The organism is Oceanobacillus timonensis, from assembly GCF_900166635.1.
Lineage (GTDB): Bacteria > Bacillota > Bacilli > Bacillales > Amphibacillaceae > Oceanobacillus > Oceanobacillus timonensis.
Genome location: NZ_LT800497.1, coordinates 282,564 through 298,578, shown reverse-complemented (window position 1 = coordinate 298,578; position 16,015 = coordinate 282,564). Strand labels below are relative to the sequence as shown.

Below are 16,015 nucleotides of genomic sequence, written 5' to 3'. Positions count from 1 at the left end.
AAATCATGACATATCGTTTTCTAGGCGTTACCGGCTGTCCAACAGGCATTGCGCATACGTTCATGGCTGCAGAAGCACTGGAAAAAGCGGCGGAAGAAAAAGGTGTTTCCATCAAAGTCGAAACACATGGGCAAAGAGGCACGGAAAACCAATTCACTGCCCAAGAGATTAAAGATGCGGAAGTCATTATTATTGCCGCTGATAAAAACGTCGATGTTGACCGATTTCATGGCAAAAAGGTGATTAATGTTTCCGTTTCAAAAGGAATTAAAAATCCTGAGGAATTGCTCGACCGGGCTATTTCCGGAGAGGTTCCTGTCTACAAAGGTTCCGGAGAAGCGTCACAAGCAGATGAGGACAGCAGCCAGGAATCTGCAAGCATTTGGCATCAGGTTTATGTGCATTTAATGAATGGTGTCAGCCATATGCTTCCTTTAGTTGTGGCCGGCGGGGTAATGACAGCCGTTTCCTTTATGTTCGGCATCTATTCCGCTGACCCTGACTCATCCCAGTATAACGTCATTGCCGAACAAATGAATACAATCGGCGGATTGGCAATGGGATTGATGGTTCCTGTACTAAGTGCTTATATCGCACAATCGATCGCCAATAGGCCCGGCTTGATTATTGGTTTTATCGTCGGCATGATCGCTGACACAAATGGCACCGGATTTTTAGGCGGGATTGCCGGCGGGTTCTTAGCGGGTGGCGTGGTTCTGCTGCTCATGAAAGCATTAAAGAACCTGCCAAAATCATTGGACGGTTTAAAAGCGATTTTCTTAATTCCGGTTCTCGGTATCTTCATCGGCGGATTTGCCATGTGGTATCTGTCCGTTCCGATGGAAGCCATTAACCAAGGAATGATGGACTTCCTCAGCAGTTTCCAAGGTTCCAATCCACTCTTACTAGGATTGATTGTTGGTATCATGAGTGCCTTCGATATGGGCGGCCCAATCAACAAAGCGGCTTATGTCACAGGAACAGCACTCTTGGCACAAGGAAACTTCTTATTTATGGCAGGTGTTTCTGCTGCTTGTATCGTGCCGCCGCTCGCAACAGGGTTCTCTGTATTATTCGCACGGCGCAGCTACAACCAGGCAGAAGCAAGTGCCGGCTATGTCAACTTTCTATTAGGCTCGACACACATTACAGAAGGTGCCATACCTTTTGCAGCAAAACGACCGTTTACTATTATTCCAATTATCATGGTAGGTTCTTCGATCGCCGCCATGCTGACGTATACGTTTAAAGTAGAAGTACCTGCACCACATGGCGGATTTATCGTTCTGCCAGTTGTCACACATGCCTTTTTATGGGTACTGGCTATCGTAATCGGTGCCCTTGTTTCCGGATTCCTGATGGCGTTGGAACAAAAAAGACATCAACGGAAAAACAATCCAGAACAAACAAGCGCACCCGTACAAGAAGAAAAACCAGCACCAAAAGAGCAAGGTGAACTGTTAGAAACAAATCAAATTCACCTGCAGCAAAAGCTCGAATCCAAAGAGGACGTTCTGACATTTATAGCAGAAAAAGCAAAAGCATTAAACATTGCAACCGATGCAGAAAAAGTAGCAACCGGCCTGCAAAAGAGAGAAGCAGAAGGCACAACAGGTATGGAAAATGGTATCGCTATCCCGCATGTGAAGAGTGAAGCCGTTCAGCAGGCAAAATTAATGGTTGTGCAATTAGCAGGAGGTATTGACTGGCCGGCAATGGACGGACAACCAACCGACTTTGTCATTAGTATTCTCGTACCCGATGGAAGCAGCGACGAACATTTAGATATCTTATCCGCTCTTTCCAGAAAACTGATGAATCGAGATTTTATTAACCAGCTAAAAGCTTCCCAATCCGAAGCTGAAATAAAAGAATTATTACTTGGAGGCGTCGAGAAATGAAAAACTTAGAAAAACTCATGAATGACCAGGGAATTATTTCCGCACTCGCTATTGATCAGCGTGGTGCACTCAAACGAATGATGGGAGAAGATATTTCCGGCGAGCAAATCTCTGACTTCAAACAGCTTGTATCAGGGGAGCTCACTCCGTACGCTTCTTCTATCCTGCTTGACCCGGAATATGGATTAGCAGCAGCGAAGCAAAGAGATCAAAACTGCGGGTTAATATTGGCTTATGAACAAACGGGCTATGATAAGCAGGCGCCAGGTCGCTTCCCAGATTTAATCCCGAACTGCTCAGTTAAAAATTTGAAAGAAGCAGGCGCTGACGCCATTAAATTGCTCATCTATGTCGACGTAGATGAAAGCAGCGACATTAATGACGCCAAAGAAGCTTTTGTAGAACGCGTCGGTAGTGAGTGTGCCGCGGAAAACATTCCATTGTTTTTAGAAATTCTCACCTATGACGATTCCATCGGCAATGAGAAAGGGTTGGAATTTGCTAAAGTAAAACCGAAAAAAGTAATCGAAGCAATGAAACGCTACAGCGAATCAAGGTTTAATGTGGATGTGCTAAAAATAGAGGTTCCTGTCAATATGAACTTTGTGGAAGGCTATACAGAAGGCGAAACTGCCCAAAATCAAGCCGAAGCAAAAGCTATCTTCAAAGAACAGGCAGAAGCAACGAATCTGCCGTTCATCTTCTTAAGCGCAGGGGTTACCCCAGAATTATTCCAGGAAACATTGCGTTTTGCCAAAGAAGCGGAATCTACATTTAACGGCGTGCTATGCGGCAGAGCCACTTGGAGCGGTGCCACGTCCGAATTCAAAAATGTGGACGGCGAAGCAGCTGCGAAATGGCTGCAGACAGAAGGCGTTCGTAACATTCAGGAATTAGATAAAGTTGTTCAGGAAACAGCAACATCTATTTCTTAATAAGGAAAGACCAAAAAAGCTCAGTGACGACACTGGGCTTTTTTCATCTTCCTCTTTCTACTTCATATGGATAGTATGTTATCATTCATTTTGTAACATCCTAATTGATGAGATGATATTATAATATGCATATAAAAAAGAAGAGAAGATTTGTGAAATTTTCCCTTTTCTTGATGCAACATTATAATGGAACTCTTTTTGAACTTCCAAATTCATAAGGAGCGGAATCCATGCCCAAAAAATACATTATTTTCAGCAGTATCCTAGCTGTTGCAATCGTTATCCTGCTTATACTTATTTTCTACTTTAAAATTTCCTTTACCTCTGTGCCAACAAATTTGCCTATTGTTTTAACGGAAGAACTAACCGTGGAAGGGGAACGGAGACATGTGGAATCCATCACGATTACCAAATCGGATACCAGTCACTTAAATAGCGATGAGCCTGTACAATCAGAAAATGAGGCGGAAATTGTATTGGATCAATCCAATGCGATTACCAGAACGCTTATTGAGGATGTACGCATTTACGATGGTGGACGAATCACCAGTAACAGTAACAGTCCGGAATACACGGCAGAAATGCGTCTTTCTGATGGAAATAGCCTGTATCTCTATCTTACCAACGAATATATCCGAGTGGTTCCGCCAGAAAAAGATGGGAAGCTGTTTAAAGTGTTGGATAAGGAAAATACGGTCTATGCATATTTTCATTCTCTTGTTGAAGAAGAAAAAAGTTAGTTTTTTCTTCTTCCTGACACATATCAAAAAGGCTTGGGATAAAGTTTTCCTTTATTCCAAGCCTTCTTTATTTCCTAACCTAGACACCTGAATAAGCCATAAAACCACCATCTACAGGAACAGTAATTCCTGTGACAAATCCAGACGTATGATTATCTGCCAGCCATAATAGCGTTCCTAATAAATCTTCCGGTTTTCCAAAACGGCTTTGTGGTGTGTGGCTAATAATTTTTTCTGCACGCGCCGATAGAGAACCATCTTCATTCAGTAAAAGCCCTCGATTTTGTTCTGTTAAAAAGAAGCCTGGTGCAATGGCATTAATACGAATACCTGCCTCAGCAAAATGGACGGATAACCATTTAGTCAAGTTATCAATCCCTGATTTTGCAGCACTGTAGGCCGGAACTTTGGTCATGGGAGCCGGTGCCGCCATGGAAGAAATATTAATGATATTCCCTCCCCGTTTTGTCATTTCTTTTGCAAATACTTGCGTAGGGATGAGCGAACCCACTAAATTCAAACGAAAAACATGATCAAAACCATTCAATTGTAAATCAAAAAATGATTTTATCGTGCTATCTTCTATATCTCCAGCTTCAAATGTTTCCTTATCTGTAATGGCGTCCGGATGATTCCCGCCAGCTCCATTAATAAGCAGGTCGCACGCTCCTAATTCCTGTTTCACGGTGTCATATGCTTCCCTGACATTGTCTTCATTTAATACATCACAGGCAACCGCAATTGCCGTTCCGCCTTGTTCTTTAATTTCATTAGCAATCTTTTGGCCATTTTCTACATTCCGATTCAAAATAGCGACTTTCATACCTTGACGTGCAAGCTCTTTCGCCATTGCTTGGCAAAGAACTCCGCTGCCGCCTGTGACAACTGCTGTTTTACCAATTAACCCTTCATATGCTGGTAGCAAGATGATTCACGCTCCTTTTCTTTCTGCACTAGTTCGTAAGCATCCCATAATCCCCATAAATGCATAATACCTAAAGCCCGATCGTATAATCCATAACCCGGGCGGCATTCTTCTTTCCATAAGTGTCTGCCGTGATCCGGACGGACATAGCCTTGAAAGCCTGTTTCATGGTAGGCTTTGACAATATCGTCAATGGGTACAGACCCATCCTGTGTCCGGTGCGATGTTTCAACAAAATCCCCATTTTCATAAGTACGTACATTACGGATATGTGCAAACGCAATACGATCATGAAATTTTCGAATGATAGCTGGAATATCATTATTCGGATTTGCACCTAATGAACCACTGCAAAGCGTTAAGCAATGCGATGGACTGTCTGAAATAGCTAAATACCTTTCCAAAGCTTGTTCATTCGTTATTAGCCGAGGAAGATTAAACACTGGCCAAGGTGGATCATCCGGATGGATCGCCAGTTTGATGTCTTCCTCCTCCGCAACAGGGAGAACTTCTTCTAAAAAGTACTCCAGGTTCTTCCATAACTGTTCCTCATCCACTTCTTCATATGCTTTAAACGATTCTTTTATCGTCTTTAAGCGCTCCGGCTCCCAGCCAGGCATCGTATAGCCTGAATTCGTGATTTGTTCAATCAAATCGTTCGGATCCATATTATCTACCTTTGACGTTTCATAAAACAAAGCAGTGGAACCGTCTTCTAATTCTTTATATAAGTCTGTACGGGTCCAATCAAAAACCGGCATAAAGTTAAAACAAACTACCTTTGCGCCGACCTTAGCAACATTCCGCAAACTCGCTTTATAGTTTTCAATATATTCATCTCTCGTCTGTCTTCCTAATTTAATGTCTTCATGCACATTAATGCTTTCTACGACATCTAAATGAAAGCCGTAAGCATCCGCTTGCTTTTTTACTTCCTTGATTTCTTCCTCCGGCCAAACTTCTCCTGCTGCACGATGATGTAATGCCCAAACAAGACCTTCTACACCAGGAATTTGTTTAATTTGCGCCAAGGAAACAGAATCATTATTTTCACCGTACCACCTAAATGTCATTCTCACTTTCCATCAACTCCTGCCGCTAAAATGTTAGTACAATTTTCCTTACTTCTTCCGGATTGTTCTCCAGTAGTTCAAATGCATCCTTGATTTGCTCCATCGGATAACGGTGTGAAACAATCTGACTCGGATCCAGATTTCCGTTTTCCACTTTTTCAATTACACCTTTAAATTGATGTGTCTGCAATCGTGATCCAACTACTTTTAACTCCTTTTTGGTTAAAAGTAAAGAAGGAATAGAAGATGGATTTTCATTAAACCCTAATGTAACCACTGTCCCTGCAATCGATGCTATTTCAACAGCTTGTTGGAACGTTTGAGGAAGTCCAACTGCATCAATCACAACATTCGCCAGCTCTCCATCTGTTAATCTCGCAATCTCGTCAGCTACCTCTACCTCTTTGGGCTGAATGGTGACATCCGCACCGATGGAAGCAGCGTAATCTAATCTCGTCTGATTAAAATCGGAAATAAATACCTTGGCTCCCCGCTCCTTGGCTAATAAAAGACAAGCAATCCCTGTTGGACCTGCGCCAATAATAAAGACCGTCTCTCCTTCTTTCACCTCTCCTCTAAAGGTTGCCTGCGCACCAATGGTTAAAGGTTCAATGAGTGCTGCAGCTTCTTCGGACACTTGATTGGAAACCTTGTGCCAATTCTTTTCTCCTGCTTTAAGCCATTCACTCATTCCGCCATCCCGGTGAACACCAAACACCTCTAGTGATTCACAAACATTCGGCTGTCCTTTACGGCAAGCATAACATTCTCCACAGTAGACAATCGGCTCTAAAGCAACCAAATCCCCCACTTGCAGGGAAGTTACTGCCTCTCCGATTTCTTCTACAATGCCGGAAACTTCATGGCCGATAATTCTCGGATAGACGGTAAATGGGTTACTGCCATGATAAATATGAACGTCCGAACCACAAATACCCACATTCTTCACATGGACGATAACATCATGTGCATCCTCCAATACCGGCTTATTCACTTCTACTATATCTAACTGACCGGGTTTTTCAACTTGTATAGCTTTCATATATCAACACATCCTTTATTCAAATAAACTTGGTAAAAACAATGATAGAGTGGGTACAAACGCAACTATAATCAACACAAGCATTGCCACGCCAAAGAAAGGTAATAATTCTTTTACTGTTCTAGTGATTGGTATTTTAGCAAATGTGGAAGCCACAAATAGACAAACACCTAAAGGCGGTGTGGACAGGCCGATCATCAGTGCCAGTACCATCACAACTCCAAAATGAATTGGATCCATTCCAATACTTTCTGCAACAGGCAACAGTACCGGGAATAAAATCACTAGTGCTGCAATTGTCTCCATAAACATTCCGACAATAAGCAGTAATAAAATAATTAATAAAATCACCAAAATCGGATTGTCTGTCAGTGATAAAATGCCATTGGCAATCTGCAGAGGTACCCCTTCACTTACTAAAACCCATCCAAATGTATTGGCAAATCCAACAAGTAACAAAATGGAGGCAGTAGAGCGTAACGTGCTTAGTAAAATGCTTGGAATTTCTTTTAACTTTAATTCTTTATAAACAAATTTCCCTACAACAAATGCATAAACAACGCAAACGACAGCTGCTTCTGTCGGAGTAAAATAACCTCCAAGTATTCCCCAAAGAATAATAACAACCATTAACAGCGCCCAAAATGCACCAAAAAATGTTTTTCCAATCACGGAAAAGGATTGTCTTTCTCCCTTTGGGTATTGACGTTTAACAGAAATAGCATATGTAACAATGAGAAATCCTACAGCTAAAAGGATTCCTGGAATGGCTCCAGCTAAAAATAAATCTCCAATAGAAATACCTGCAAGTGTACCTATAATAATCATCGGTAAAGATGGCGGTAACATTGGACCCACCGTTGAAGAAATAGAAGTAACTGCTGCAGAAAACCCTGCACCATAACCTTGTTTCTTCATGGCAGGAATCATAACAGACCCGATACTGGCAGTATCTGATAAGGCCGTGCCGGAAATCCCCGCAAATCCTAACGAGGAAGCTACGTTTGTTAACCCTAAACCGCCTCGGATATGCCCAACAACAGCGTTTGCGAAATCAATAATCCGATTGGTAATGCCGCCAGCATTCATTAAATTACCTGCCAAAATAAAAGCAGGAATAGCTAACATGACAAAAGAATCCAATCCAGCAAACATTGTTTGGGGAATAACTGTAAACGGGACCCCAGCAACGATAAGATAAACCAATGAAGATATGCTTAAGCTGAATGCAATAGGAACACCAACAGCAATTAATAAAAAGAATAACCCAAAAAGCAATAATGCCATCATAACTGCTCCTCCTCCTCTTCCTGTGGTTCATTACGAAATTGATCAATAATAGACACCACCGAATAAATCATTAACAAAATGGCTAGCAATGGGACAGACGCATAGGCGTAAGCCATTGAAAAACCTAAGGTAGGAGCATAGAAATCAATTCCCAGATTGGTAAACTGGATTGCATAAATAAATAACACGAGGGAAAATACAAAAATCAAAACAGAAATAACGCTTTCATATACTTTCCTAGTGTGCTCTGGCAACTTTTCAATAAGTAAATCTACTCTTATGAACTCTTGTTTCCTCAATGCCAGCGGTGCCGCTGTAACAATCGAATATACAAATAGATAACGGGAAAGCTCTTCTGTCCATATAAAATCATACGGGAAATATCGACTTAAAATCTGAATAATAACGACAAGCAATAAAGCTGTAAACAGCAACATCGTTACCATCCCGAGAATCTTGTCAACTTTTTTCATCAGATTCATTCTTCTTCACCCCCGTTATCATCAGCAGCATCTAAGATTTCCTGATACAATTCAAGCTGTTCTTCATCAAAATAATCTTCCAATGCAGGCAGCATTGCCTCGCGGAAAGCTTCCTGATCAACATCTTCGTTGATTTCCATTCCATTATCGACCAGACTTTGACGAACTGTTTCCATTTCTTCTTCAAATAATTCTTGTGAATATGCTTCTGCTTCTGCCGCCGCTTCATTGACAGCTTCCTGCTGATCTTCAGGCAGCGCTTCCATCTGTTCTGTACCGACCACCACATAAATCCAGGAACGGACATGTTCTGTAGTATTTAAATAGTTTTGAACTTCGTAAAAACCATTACTTTCGATTAAATCATTTGGATTTTCCTGTCCATCAATCACGCTCTGCTGCAACCCTGTAAATACCTCACTCAAGCTGATAACCTGCGGTTGCGCTCCAGCTGATGACCAGGAATCTAAAAATAACGGCACATTCGGCACACGCATACTGAACCCTTGTAAATCTTCCGGTGTGGAAATCGGATAATTAGAGGTTAAATTTCTCGGAGCGCGTTCCATATAAAACAGCGGCGTTAATCCAACATCTTTTTTTATATCCTGTTCAATTTTTTCTCCAATGTCTCCTTCAATGACATCGCGCATATGCTCTTGACTTTCAAACGCATATGGCATCGCTAACATAATAGCGTTAGGAGTCCACACTTCTAATGTCTCCCCTGTGATAGTTACATCCGTTGCCCCATAGCGGATGGAATTGATATTATCTACTTCACTGCCCAATTGACTATTTGGGTAAATATCAATTACTACTTTTCCATCTGTTTTTTCTTCTACCAAATCGGCAAATTTAACAGCTGTGCGATGCCAAAGATGACTTTCATCGGAAATATGTGTCATCTTCCAATGTGTCACATCATCTTCTTTAGCAGCACTCTCCTTTGTTGATGAGCACCCGCTAAGAATAAGGATAGTAAGCACGCTGAATACAAACAATCTCTTTAACATGACGTGTAACCCCTTTATATTTTTTTAGTTAACTGAAATAATTTGGATATCTATCTTTTAATGCTTTTTGATCATATATCAGCATGGTCAGATGTTCCCGAATCAGATCTTCTCCCTTTTCTGGATCCTTTTCCTTGATAGCTTCCACCATTGCCTCATGTTGTTCAACTAATTTTTTCCAATTTAGTTTTAATTCGATACTTAATTTCCTGAGCCGCAAAGAATGCGTATCCATTTTTTGAATGGTTGTCCATACACGATACTTGTCTGTTCCTTCTGCAAACAGTCGATGAAATTCTTTATCTAAATCGTATAGCGTATTTTCATCCTCATTATCTCTAGCTTTCTTCTGTTCTGCTAAATTTGTTTCTAATTTATGCAGATGTTCATCAGAGAACTTTTCACATGCTAACCGAATAATTCCGGCTTCTGCCTGTTCTCGTAAAAAGCGGGCTTCTTCCACATGGTCTAAATCAATCAATGCCACAAATGATCCCCTTTGTGGAAGCACGGTCAGAAGCTCATCTTCTTTTAGCCTCAAGAAAGCTTCTCTAACTGGTGTACGGCTAACCTCCAGCTCTTCAGAAATTTCTTTTTCAGAAATCGCTGTACCCGGCGGCAAATCTAAATCTATAATAGATTCTCTTAATGATTCATAAACAAAATCTCTCGTGGAATGTTTAAACGGAGTTCGATTTAACATTTTTTTAGCTCCTTTCTGAAATTTATTCTACCACACTACCATACAAGTATGCTAGTATAAATTTAAGCGTTTGCAGAAAAGAAGGGAGAAATGTTTATGATTTCAAGTAAAGAACTGCAACATACAACGAAGCAAATATTTTTAAAGCATGGGGTAACAGAGGAAGCGGCTGAGGCAATTGCCGATGTATTAGTTCACGCAAATTTAAGAGGTGTCGATTCTCATGGTGTTTTACGTGTTGAACATTATATTAAACGCATTCAATCCGGCGGAATTAATCCAGCTGCTCAATTGCAAGCAACAAAAACATCCCCGTCTACCAGTATCTTAGATGGGGATAATGGATTTGGTCACTATATCTCAAAAACAGCAATGGACCTAGCAATAAAACAAGCAAAAGAAGCTGGAACAGGTGCGGTAGCAGTTAAAAACAGCAGTCATTGCGGTGCACTTTCCTATTTTGTTGAACAGGCAGCACAAAATAATTTAATCGGTATAGCTATGACGCATACAGATAAAGTAGTTGTTCCCTTTGGCGGAGCAGAACCCTTTTTCGGTACAAATCCAATGGCGTTTGGTTTCCCGGCAAATAAGGAGGAACCTGTGATATTAGATTTTGCTACGAGTACCGTCGCTTTAGGAAAAATTTTAAATGCAAAAGAAAAAGGAGAGGATATTCCTCATGGTTGGGGAGTCGACAACGACGGAGAAGCTACCCATGATCCAAGTAAAGTTGTTGCATTATCTCCTTTTGGCGGTCCAAAGGGATATGGGCTGGCAATGGTTGTGGAAATCTTCACTGCTATGCTGACTGGCGCAGCTTTTGGACCTCATGTTTCTAAAATGTATGGGGAATATGATAAAAACAGGGAGTTAGGACATTTCTTTATGGCAATTGATCCGGCAAAATTTGTGTCTGCTGATATCTTTACTTCCCGTCTGGACCAAATGATTGAGGAGCTAAGAAGAACTGCTCCTTCCTCAAACACGGATAGAGTTTATGTTCCTGGTGAAATAGAGACATACACTGCACAAAAAAGAGAACAAGAAGGCATTCCATTACCAGATTCCGTTCTGGCATTTTTGCAAAAGGAACTAGAAAAATAAGTAGGTAGATTATTCGCTTGTTATGTTTTTCTTATTCCTACTCTTCAGGTGCTTTAAAAGTTTAAAAATATTATAGATGCTCCTATTCAAATAACAAGGACTATATAAAAAACGTCATGTAAGGCAGACACCCCTGCCCTCGCATGACGTTTTTCAAATATGGAATATATTTTATTAATCGTCTACATCAGCTACAACCGTCTGCTGATAATCAATTAAGATAACAGAACGTACACCTGCTTCTTCTGCATCTCCTTTTTCAATCGGACTGACATAGTGCGAAACGGCCGAATCCTCCACGCCGTAGGACTCCAGAGGTTTTGTAATCTCAAATACTTCTATCACATCATCCTGATTAACTGTATCAAACGTTTCTCCTGCTGCTTTCGGAACACCAATCGCATTTGTACCGCCTTGGACATTTTCCCGTTTGATTAAATGGGCAAAAGTAAACGGCTCCCCATCCTGGTGAAAACAGTTTGGAGAAGAAACAGCTTTATCTGAATCATTCTCTACATACAATTTCACAAAATGCACGCCAACATGTATCGGCATAATGCGGTCTTCTTCTTTCCAGAATGTTTCATGGTAATCAAACAGAATAATTTTTTCTAACAGTTTATTTGCTTGTATTTCTTTATCTATATAAGGAAACTCTCGATATGAGCCCGTATACTCCGGATTAAATTTTCCCTGGAAGTACGCGGAATATTCTTCTCCGTTTTTCGTTAGTGTCGGAAGCCATTCAATCTGGCCAGATGTCGGCAGCACAAGGGCACGAGAATATCTTCTATAACGATTTAATCCTTTTGCATATTCATCGACAGGAAGATCCTCAAAATAATCTAATAAAGCTTGGTAATCTGCTTCGATTCCTTCATAGTCTAATTGCTGCATTAAATCATACCGCGCATAGCCTTTATTTTTTAAATGACTCATCTATAATTACTCCTTTTATTTCCATCGTTTTGCTTTTAAAGAATATGGAATCCAAATTTTAATTTTAGATGATTTGGGTGGAAAATACAAATAGGGGAAGGCTGCAGCGGTTATCAGTAATTGTATGAAAATGAAAATACATATATTCACAGAGAAAATAAAACGGTATTTTTATAATCAAATCATCATCGCATCTTTAAAATAAACAATTATTTTCACATTTACTTTAAAAAATATTATATTTTTCATGGATTTAATACAATCATTCTATTATGATAGAGTTAGATGTTTATTTAAAATCATATCTTACGAGGTGATTACATGGAGCAATATAAATTTGACCCAAATGACAGTAAATGTATCGTAGAAGCTATTGTAGAAGGTTACCGGGATTATGTAGACCATCGTAAAGAACGTCATCAACACATGGAAATCAGCTCTGCCTTTGCTTGGACAAAGGGAAACTTTATCGAAAGTAAGCTTGCCGAAAATAGTGACAGACTTCATTTAACATATAGGCGTGCTAAAGCTGGTTTGACATTGGATTATTTACAATTCGTTCATTGTGATACCAAAAAACTTTTTTTAATTAAAAATGCAGCCTACTTCAATAAAGATTGTTTTTCACAAGCGGTACTTCCCGGAAACACTAACCATAAAAAAGCGAAAAGAACTTATCTCCATGAACTTTCAAAAATAAATAAACACCTTGATTTCACACATACATCTAAGAATGTGAATCATCCAAATGAAATGAGCGAGCAACTTTCTTTATTTATGACTGACAGGCAAGCAAAAGAGGAACTGACAAATCTGCAAACAACTTATAATGAATTTCATATTCTTACCTATAAAATAGATGAAGCTTATCAAATATCTGATATCACGCATTATCTTCCAAATCCTGATGATAATAAAGCGTATATGATTGAAGACCTTTCTGAATATATTTCAGGTTCTGAATTAACCGATGAAGAAAGGGATATCATTGCTCCAGAACAAGATGATGATATAATTGACCCTGCAGCATTTGACATTGGCATATTAGAAGAAGATCAAGAATAGTTTTTACGACAAGGAGGGCAACGCATGTTTCAAGGTGAAAATCTAACTAATTTACGGATGATGCATGGATATTCACGTAAACAGCTCTCTGATATGTTGGGAATAACGGAGCAAGCAGTTTGGCAATATGAAAATAATTATACATCACCAAAAATGCAGATAGTTAATGATTTAAAGAGTATATTTCATGTAAAAAGCAAATATTTTTATAAAAAGGATGTACTCCAAAATGCGAATAACCAGATGAATATTAACATAATGAATATTGCTTATCGATCAAAAGAAATGAACCGGACGTCTAAAACACAAGCAGAGGCAAAACAAATGGAATTTCTCGATCGGTTTGTAGATTATTTATCCAATAAGATTTCTTATCCAACTCAGAGAATTATTCAGCTAAGAAACCGAGTCATTCATTATTTAAATTCTGCAACAGATAGTAGACAAGAAAAAATAAATGCAATAGCTAAGTTAGCACGTAAAGAGCTGGGTCTTAATGAGATGACGAACCATAATCTGATGTTTCTAGTTGAAAAAAGTGGTGTTTTTATTTTTGAAAGAGCTATTGGCGAGGAAATAGATGCTTATAGCTTATGGACGGAGCAGGATAGACCTTTTATTATCTTGGGAAACTTAAAACGCTCTGCCGTTCGTCGGAATTTTGATATTGCTCATGAACTCGGTCATTTATTACTCCATTATCGCGTAGAATTTACGAACTTAGATCGCAAAGAGTATAGAGCTCTCGAGAATGAAGCCAATCAATTTGCAGGTGCCTTTCTACTTCCTGAACATGTCCTGCAAGAAGAGTTTCAGTCCATTGCAAGACCAACTAATCCAGATGCTTATATAGATTTAAAGAAAAAGTGGTTTGTATCTATTCAGGTTTTAGGATATCAGGCATTGAAATTAGGTATTCTGGATTCTAAAAAACATCGCAACTTTTATGCTGCGCTTCATCGAAAAGGATATCAAAAACAAGAACCTCTTGACGATACCTTACCTATTCAAAAACCACAGAAAATCAAATCTATTATCGTTTATGCTGTGAAGGAAAGTATCATTGATATACGGCATATGATAGATGTCGATTGGAGGGCTGAACTTGGCTTCTTTTATCAATTAACAGGAATAGAAGAAAGCTTTTTTAATCAGTACTTGCAGGAAAAGCAGGATTTTGAATTGGCTGATGTTGCGGAGATTTCATCGCTTATAAGATAAAATGATAATAAATTCTGTTTCTCTTCCATAAGATTAGGTCTTATTCATTGTTATAGCCATGAATTATTTATGATTCAATGTCCCTTTCATTAAACTAAAATTGTTTAGTAAAATGTCATGGAACAAATTCATATTCTCTTCCCGTTTCAACGTAATATTCCTACTCTTTGACCTTCCAAGCTAAAAGAAGCAGAAAAGGCTAAACATCGCAATGGTTCGCCTTTTCTACTTCTTTTTCTTACTATCTTTCCTTCGCCCCAAGCTTTTCAACTGCTTGATACAGTATCTCCACCGCAGGCAATAACGTATCCTCATGAATATCAAATTTTTCATTATGATGACCTGCTGCTAATTCGGTTCCAAAGATACAGTAAGTTGCCAAACCGCCATTGCGCTGCACTCTTTCCATAAAATACGTTGCATCCTCTGATCCAGCGCTATCATTGCTTTCCAGCAATGCCTGATCCATTTCAGGGTGCGACGTGGCACATTGTTTTAAAATCTCTGCCAAGTCTAAGGAGCAATCACAATTCAATGCTTCACCAGCGACTTCCAATTGATAATCAAGTTGATACATTTTTGCAGCACCATCTACAATCGATTGTACCTGTTCTTTCACGTACTGGTTTATTTCTGAAGTCTCTCCCCTTGTTTCCGCGATTAATACTGCCTGATCAGGAATAATATTCCTCCCCGTTCCTGCATGCAACTCACCGACATTAACTCGCGAAGACCCGTTCGAATGACGAGCAATAGCGTGCATATTCAAAGCGGCAGAAGCTGCTGCGAGTAAGGCGTTTTTCCCTTCCTGAGGTTCAGCACCAGCATGTGACGCTACCCCTTGAAAGGTAATATTCAGCTTAGAAGTAGCCAGAAAACCGTTGTTTGCCGCTACAAAATGCCGATGCGGCACGCCAGTTCCAATATGGGAAGCAATAAAGTAGTCCACCTGATCGACTACGCCCGCTTCGGCCATTGATTTTGCGCCGCGAGTACCTTCTTCAGCGGGCTGAAAAATAAGCTTAATTGTTCCACGAAGCTTATCTTGATTTTCTGCAATCTGTGTTGCCAATCCCAAACCAATTGCCGTATGCGAATCATGACCGCAAGCATGCATCGTATTCGCGACACCTGAGCGAAACTCAAGTTGATTCGGAACATGGTCTGCTTCTTCGGATTCATGGATTGGCAGTGCATCCATATCAAACCGATACGCAATAGTTGGACCTGGCTGCGCAGTTTCCAGTGTTGCCACAATACCTGTATACCCTTCTGCAAAATACTCTACATATTTCTTATCAGCACCATTTTCCAAGGCCCATTTCACGTGTTGCTTCGTTTCCTGTTCTTCCGGTTTTCCCATACAGTCTGCTTCTGACATTACTTCTTTCCCCAGTGAAAGTTCATATCCCAATTTCTCCAGAACTCCTGCAACCTTGGAAGCAGTCCGGATTTCCAGGAATCCTGTTTCAGGATATTGATGAAAATCTCTGCGCCAATCAACTAACTGTTCTGCCAACACTTCTTGCTTCATAAAAATCATGACTCCTTCTTCATATTTATTTTTATCCTGTTG

General features: G+C 40.0%; 15 protein-coding genes. 6 read left to right on the top strand and 9 right to left on the bottom strand.

Features of this window, described 5'->3' with window-relative positions:
- Positions 1–5 precede the first annotated feature (5 nt).
- The 3 genes from B7E05_RS01835 (at position 6) to B7E05_RS01825 (ending at position 3,576) form a co-directional block, all read left to right on the top strand.
- Positions 6–1,901, top strand: a complete 1,896-nt coding sequence (locus tag B7E05_RS01835; RefSeq protein ID WP_080872043.1) for a fructose-specific PTS transporter subunit EIIC — start codon at positions 6–8, stop codon at positions 1,899–1,901.
- The gene (lacD, locus tag B7E05_RS01830) at positions 1,877–2,836 is read left to right on the top strand and encodes a tagatose-bisphosphate aldolase (protein WP_425435102.1); all 960 of its coding nucleotides are present in this window, start codon (positions 1,877–1,879) and stop codon (positions 2,834–2,836) included. The genes B7E05_RS01835 and lacD overlap by 25 nt, the downstream gene beginning before the upstream one ends.
- A gap of 230 nt (positions 2,837–3,066) precedes the next feature.
- A complete protein-coding gene (locus B7E05_RS01825; RefSeq protein WP_080872041.1) occupies positions 3,067–3,576 on the top strand; it encodes a hypothetical protein in 510 nt (169 codons plus the stop codon).
- A 79-nt stretch (positions 3,577–3,655) separates the two neighbouring features.
- On the opposite strand, the gene B7E05_RS01820 is transcribed toward B7E05_RS01825, so the two are convergent.
- From B7E05_RS01820 to B7E05_RS01790, 7 genes are read right to left on the bottom strand one after another with little or no spacing between them, the layout of a single operon-like run.
- Entirely contained in the window at positions 3,656–4,501 is an 846-nt protein-coding gene (locus tag B7E05_RS01820) for an SDR family oxidoreductase (RefSeq protein WP_080872040.1), read from the bottom strand.
- Complete coding sequence (gene uxuA, locus B7E05_RS01815) at positions 4,477–5,580, bottom strand: mannonate dehydratase (RefSeq protein WP_080872039.1); 1,104 nt, start codon at positions 5,578–5,580, stop codon at positions 4,477–4,479. The genes B7E05_RS01820 and uxuA overlap by 25 nt, the downstream gene beginning before the upstream one ends.
- A 19-nt stretch (positions 5,581–5,599) precedes the next feature.
- Positions 5,600–6,616: a zinc-binding alcohol dehydrogenase family protein gene (locus B7E05_RS01810; protein ID WP_080872038.1), complete on the bottom strand. Its 1,017-nt coding sequence runs from the start codon at positions 6,614–6,616 to the stop codon at positions 5,600–5,602.
- A 15-nt stretch (positions 6,617–6,631) separates the two neighbouring features.
- On the bottom strand, positions 6,632–7,906 hold the full coding sequence (locus B7E05_RS01805) for a TRAP transporter large permease (RefSeq protein ID WP_080872037.1): 1,275 nt from the start codon (positions 7,904–7,906) through the stop codon (positions 6,632–6,634).
- Entirely contained in the window at positions 7,903–8,388 is a 486-nt protein-coding gene (locus tag B7E05_RS01800; RefSeq protein WP_080872036.1) for a TRAP transporter small permease, read from the bottom strand. The genes B7E05_RS01805 and B7E05_RS01800 overlap by 4 nt, the downstream gene beginning before the upstream one ends.
- The gene (locus B7E05_RS01795) at positions 8,385–9,404 is read right to left on the bottom strand and encodes a TRAP transporter substrate-binding protein (RefSeq protein WP_080872035.1); all 1,020 of its coding nucleotides are present in this window, start codon (positions 9,402–9,404) and stop codon (positions 8,385–8,387) included. Before B7E05_RS01795 ends, B7E05_RS01800 begins: the two co-directional genes overlap by 4 nt.
- 28 nt (positions 9,405–9,432) lie before the next feature.
- Positions 9,433–10,107, bottom strand: coding sequence for a GntR family transcriptional regulator (locus B7E05_RS01790; protein WP_080872034.1), 675 nt, complete (start codon positions 10,105–10,107; stop codon positions 9,433–9,435).
- Between the two features lie 96 nt (positions 10,108–10,203).
- On the opposite strand from B7E05_RS01790, the gene allD reads away from it, so the two are divergent.
- Positions 10,204–11,214 (top strand): ureidoglycolate dehydrogenase, encoded by a 1,011-nt coding sequence (gene allD, locus B7E05_RS01785; RefSeq protein ID WP_080872033.1) that lies wholly within the window; start codon positions 10,204–10,206, stop codon positions 11,212–11,214.
- Between the two features lie 174 nt (positions 11,215–11,388).
- Here the strand turns inward: allD and B7E05_RS01780 are convergent, their stop codons facing one another.
- Entirely contained in the window at positions 11,389–12,153 is a 765-nt protein-coding gene (locus B7E05_RS01780; RefSeq protein WP_080872032.1) for a 2OG-Fe dioxygenase family protein, read from the bottom strand.
- Between the two features lie 321 nt (positions 12,154–12,474).
- On the opposite strand from B7E05_RS01780, the gene B7E05_RS01775 reads away from it, so the two are divergent.
- Complete coding sequence (locus B7E05_RS01775) at positions 12,475–13,218, top strand: spr1630 family ClpXP-sensitive toxin (RefSeq protein ID WP_080872031.1); 744 nt, start codon at positions 12,475–12,477, stop codon at positions 13,216–13,218.
- 24 nt (positions 13,219–13,242) lie between these two features.
- Complete coding sequence (locus B7E05_RS01770) at positions 13,243–14,439, top strand: spr1629 family repressor/antitoxin (RefSeq protein ID WP_080872030.1); 1,197 nt, start codon at positions 13,243–13,245, stop codon at positions 14,437–14,439.
- A 241-nt stretch (positions 14,440–14,680) separates the two neighbouring features.
- Here the strand turns inward: B7E05_RS01770 and B7E05_RS01765 are convergent, their stop codons facing one another.
- Positions 14,681–15,973 carry an amidohydrolase gene (locus B7E05_RS01765; RefSeq protein WP_080872029.1) on the bottom strand — a complete coding sequence of 431 codons (1,293 nt, stop codon included), beginning with the start codon at positions 15,971–15,973 and terminating at the stop codon, positions 14,681–14,683.
- Positions 15,974–16,015: the final 42 nt, after the last annotated feature.

What these genes read in the sequence shown, in the direction of transcription:
- B7E05_RS01835 (WP_080872043.1), top strand. Translation starts at nt 6, where the DNA reads ATGACATATCGTTTTCTAGGCGTTACCGGCTGTCCAACAGGCATTGCG.
- B7E05_RS01825 (WP_080872041.1), top strand. Translation starts at nt 3,067, where the DNA reads ATGCCCAAAAAATACATTATTTTCAGCAGTATCCTAGCTGTTGCAATC.
- B7E05_RS01810 (WP_080872038.1), bottom strand. Translation starts at nt 6,616, where the DNA reads ATGAAAGCTATACAAGTTGAAAAACCCGGTCAGTTAGATATAGTAGAA.
- B7E05_RS01805 (WP_080872037.1), bottom strand. Translation starts at nt 7,906, where the DNA reads ATGATGGCATTATTGCTTTTTGGGTTATTCTTTTTATTAATTGCTGTT.
- B7E05_RS01800 (WP_080872036.1), bottom strand. Translation starts at nt 8,388, where the DNA reads ATGAATCTGATGAAAAAAGTTGACAAGATTCTCGGGATGGTAACGATG.
- B7E05_RS01795 (WP_080872035.1), bottom strand. Translation starts at nt 9,404, where the DNA reads ATGTTAAAGAGATTGTTTGTATTCAGCGTGCTTACTATCCTTATTCTT.
- B7E05_RS01790 (WP_080872034.1), bottom strand. Translation starts at nt 10,107, where the DNA reads ATGTTAAATCGAACTCCGTTTAAACATTCCACGAGAGATTTTGTTTAT.
- allD (WP_080872033.1), top strand. Translation starts at nt 10,204, where the DNA reads ATGATTTCAAGTAAAGAACTGCAACATACAACGAAGCAAATATTTTTA.
- B7E05_RS01780 (WP_080872032.1), bottom strand. Translation starts at nt 12,153, where the DNA reads ATGAGTCATTTAAAAAATAAAGGCTATGCGCGGTATGATTTAATGCAG.
- B7E05_RS01775 (WP_080872031.1), top strand. Translation starts at nt 12,475, where the DNA reads ATGGAGCAATATAAATTTGACCCAAATGACAGTAAATGTATCGTAGAA.
- B7E05_RS01770 (WP_080872030.1), top strand. Translation starts at nt 13,243, where the DNA reads ATGTTTCAAGGTGAAAATCTAACTAATTTACGGATGATGCATGGATAT.
- B7E05_RS01765 (WP_080872029.1), bottom strand. Translation starts at nt 15,973, where the DNA reads ATGAAGCAAGAAGTGTTGGCAGAACAGTTAGTTGATTGGCGCAGAGAT.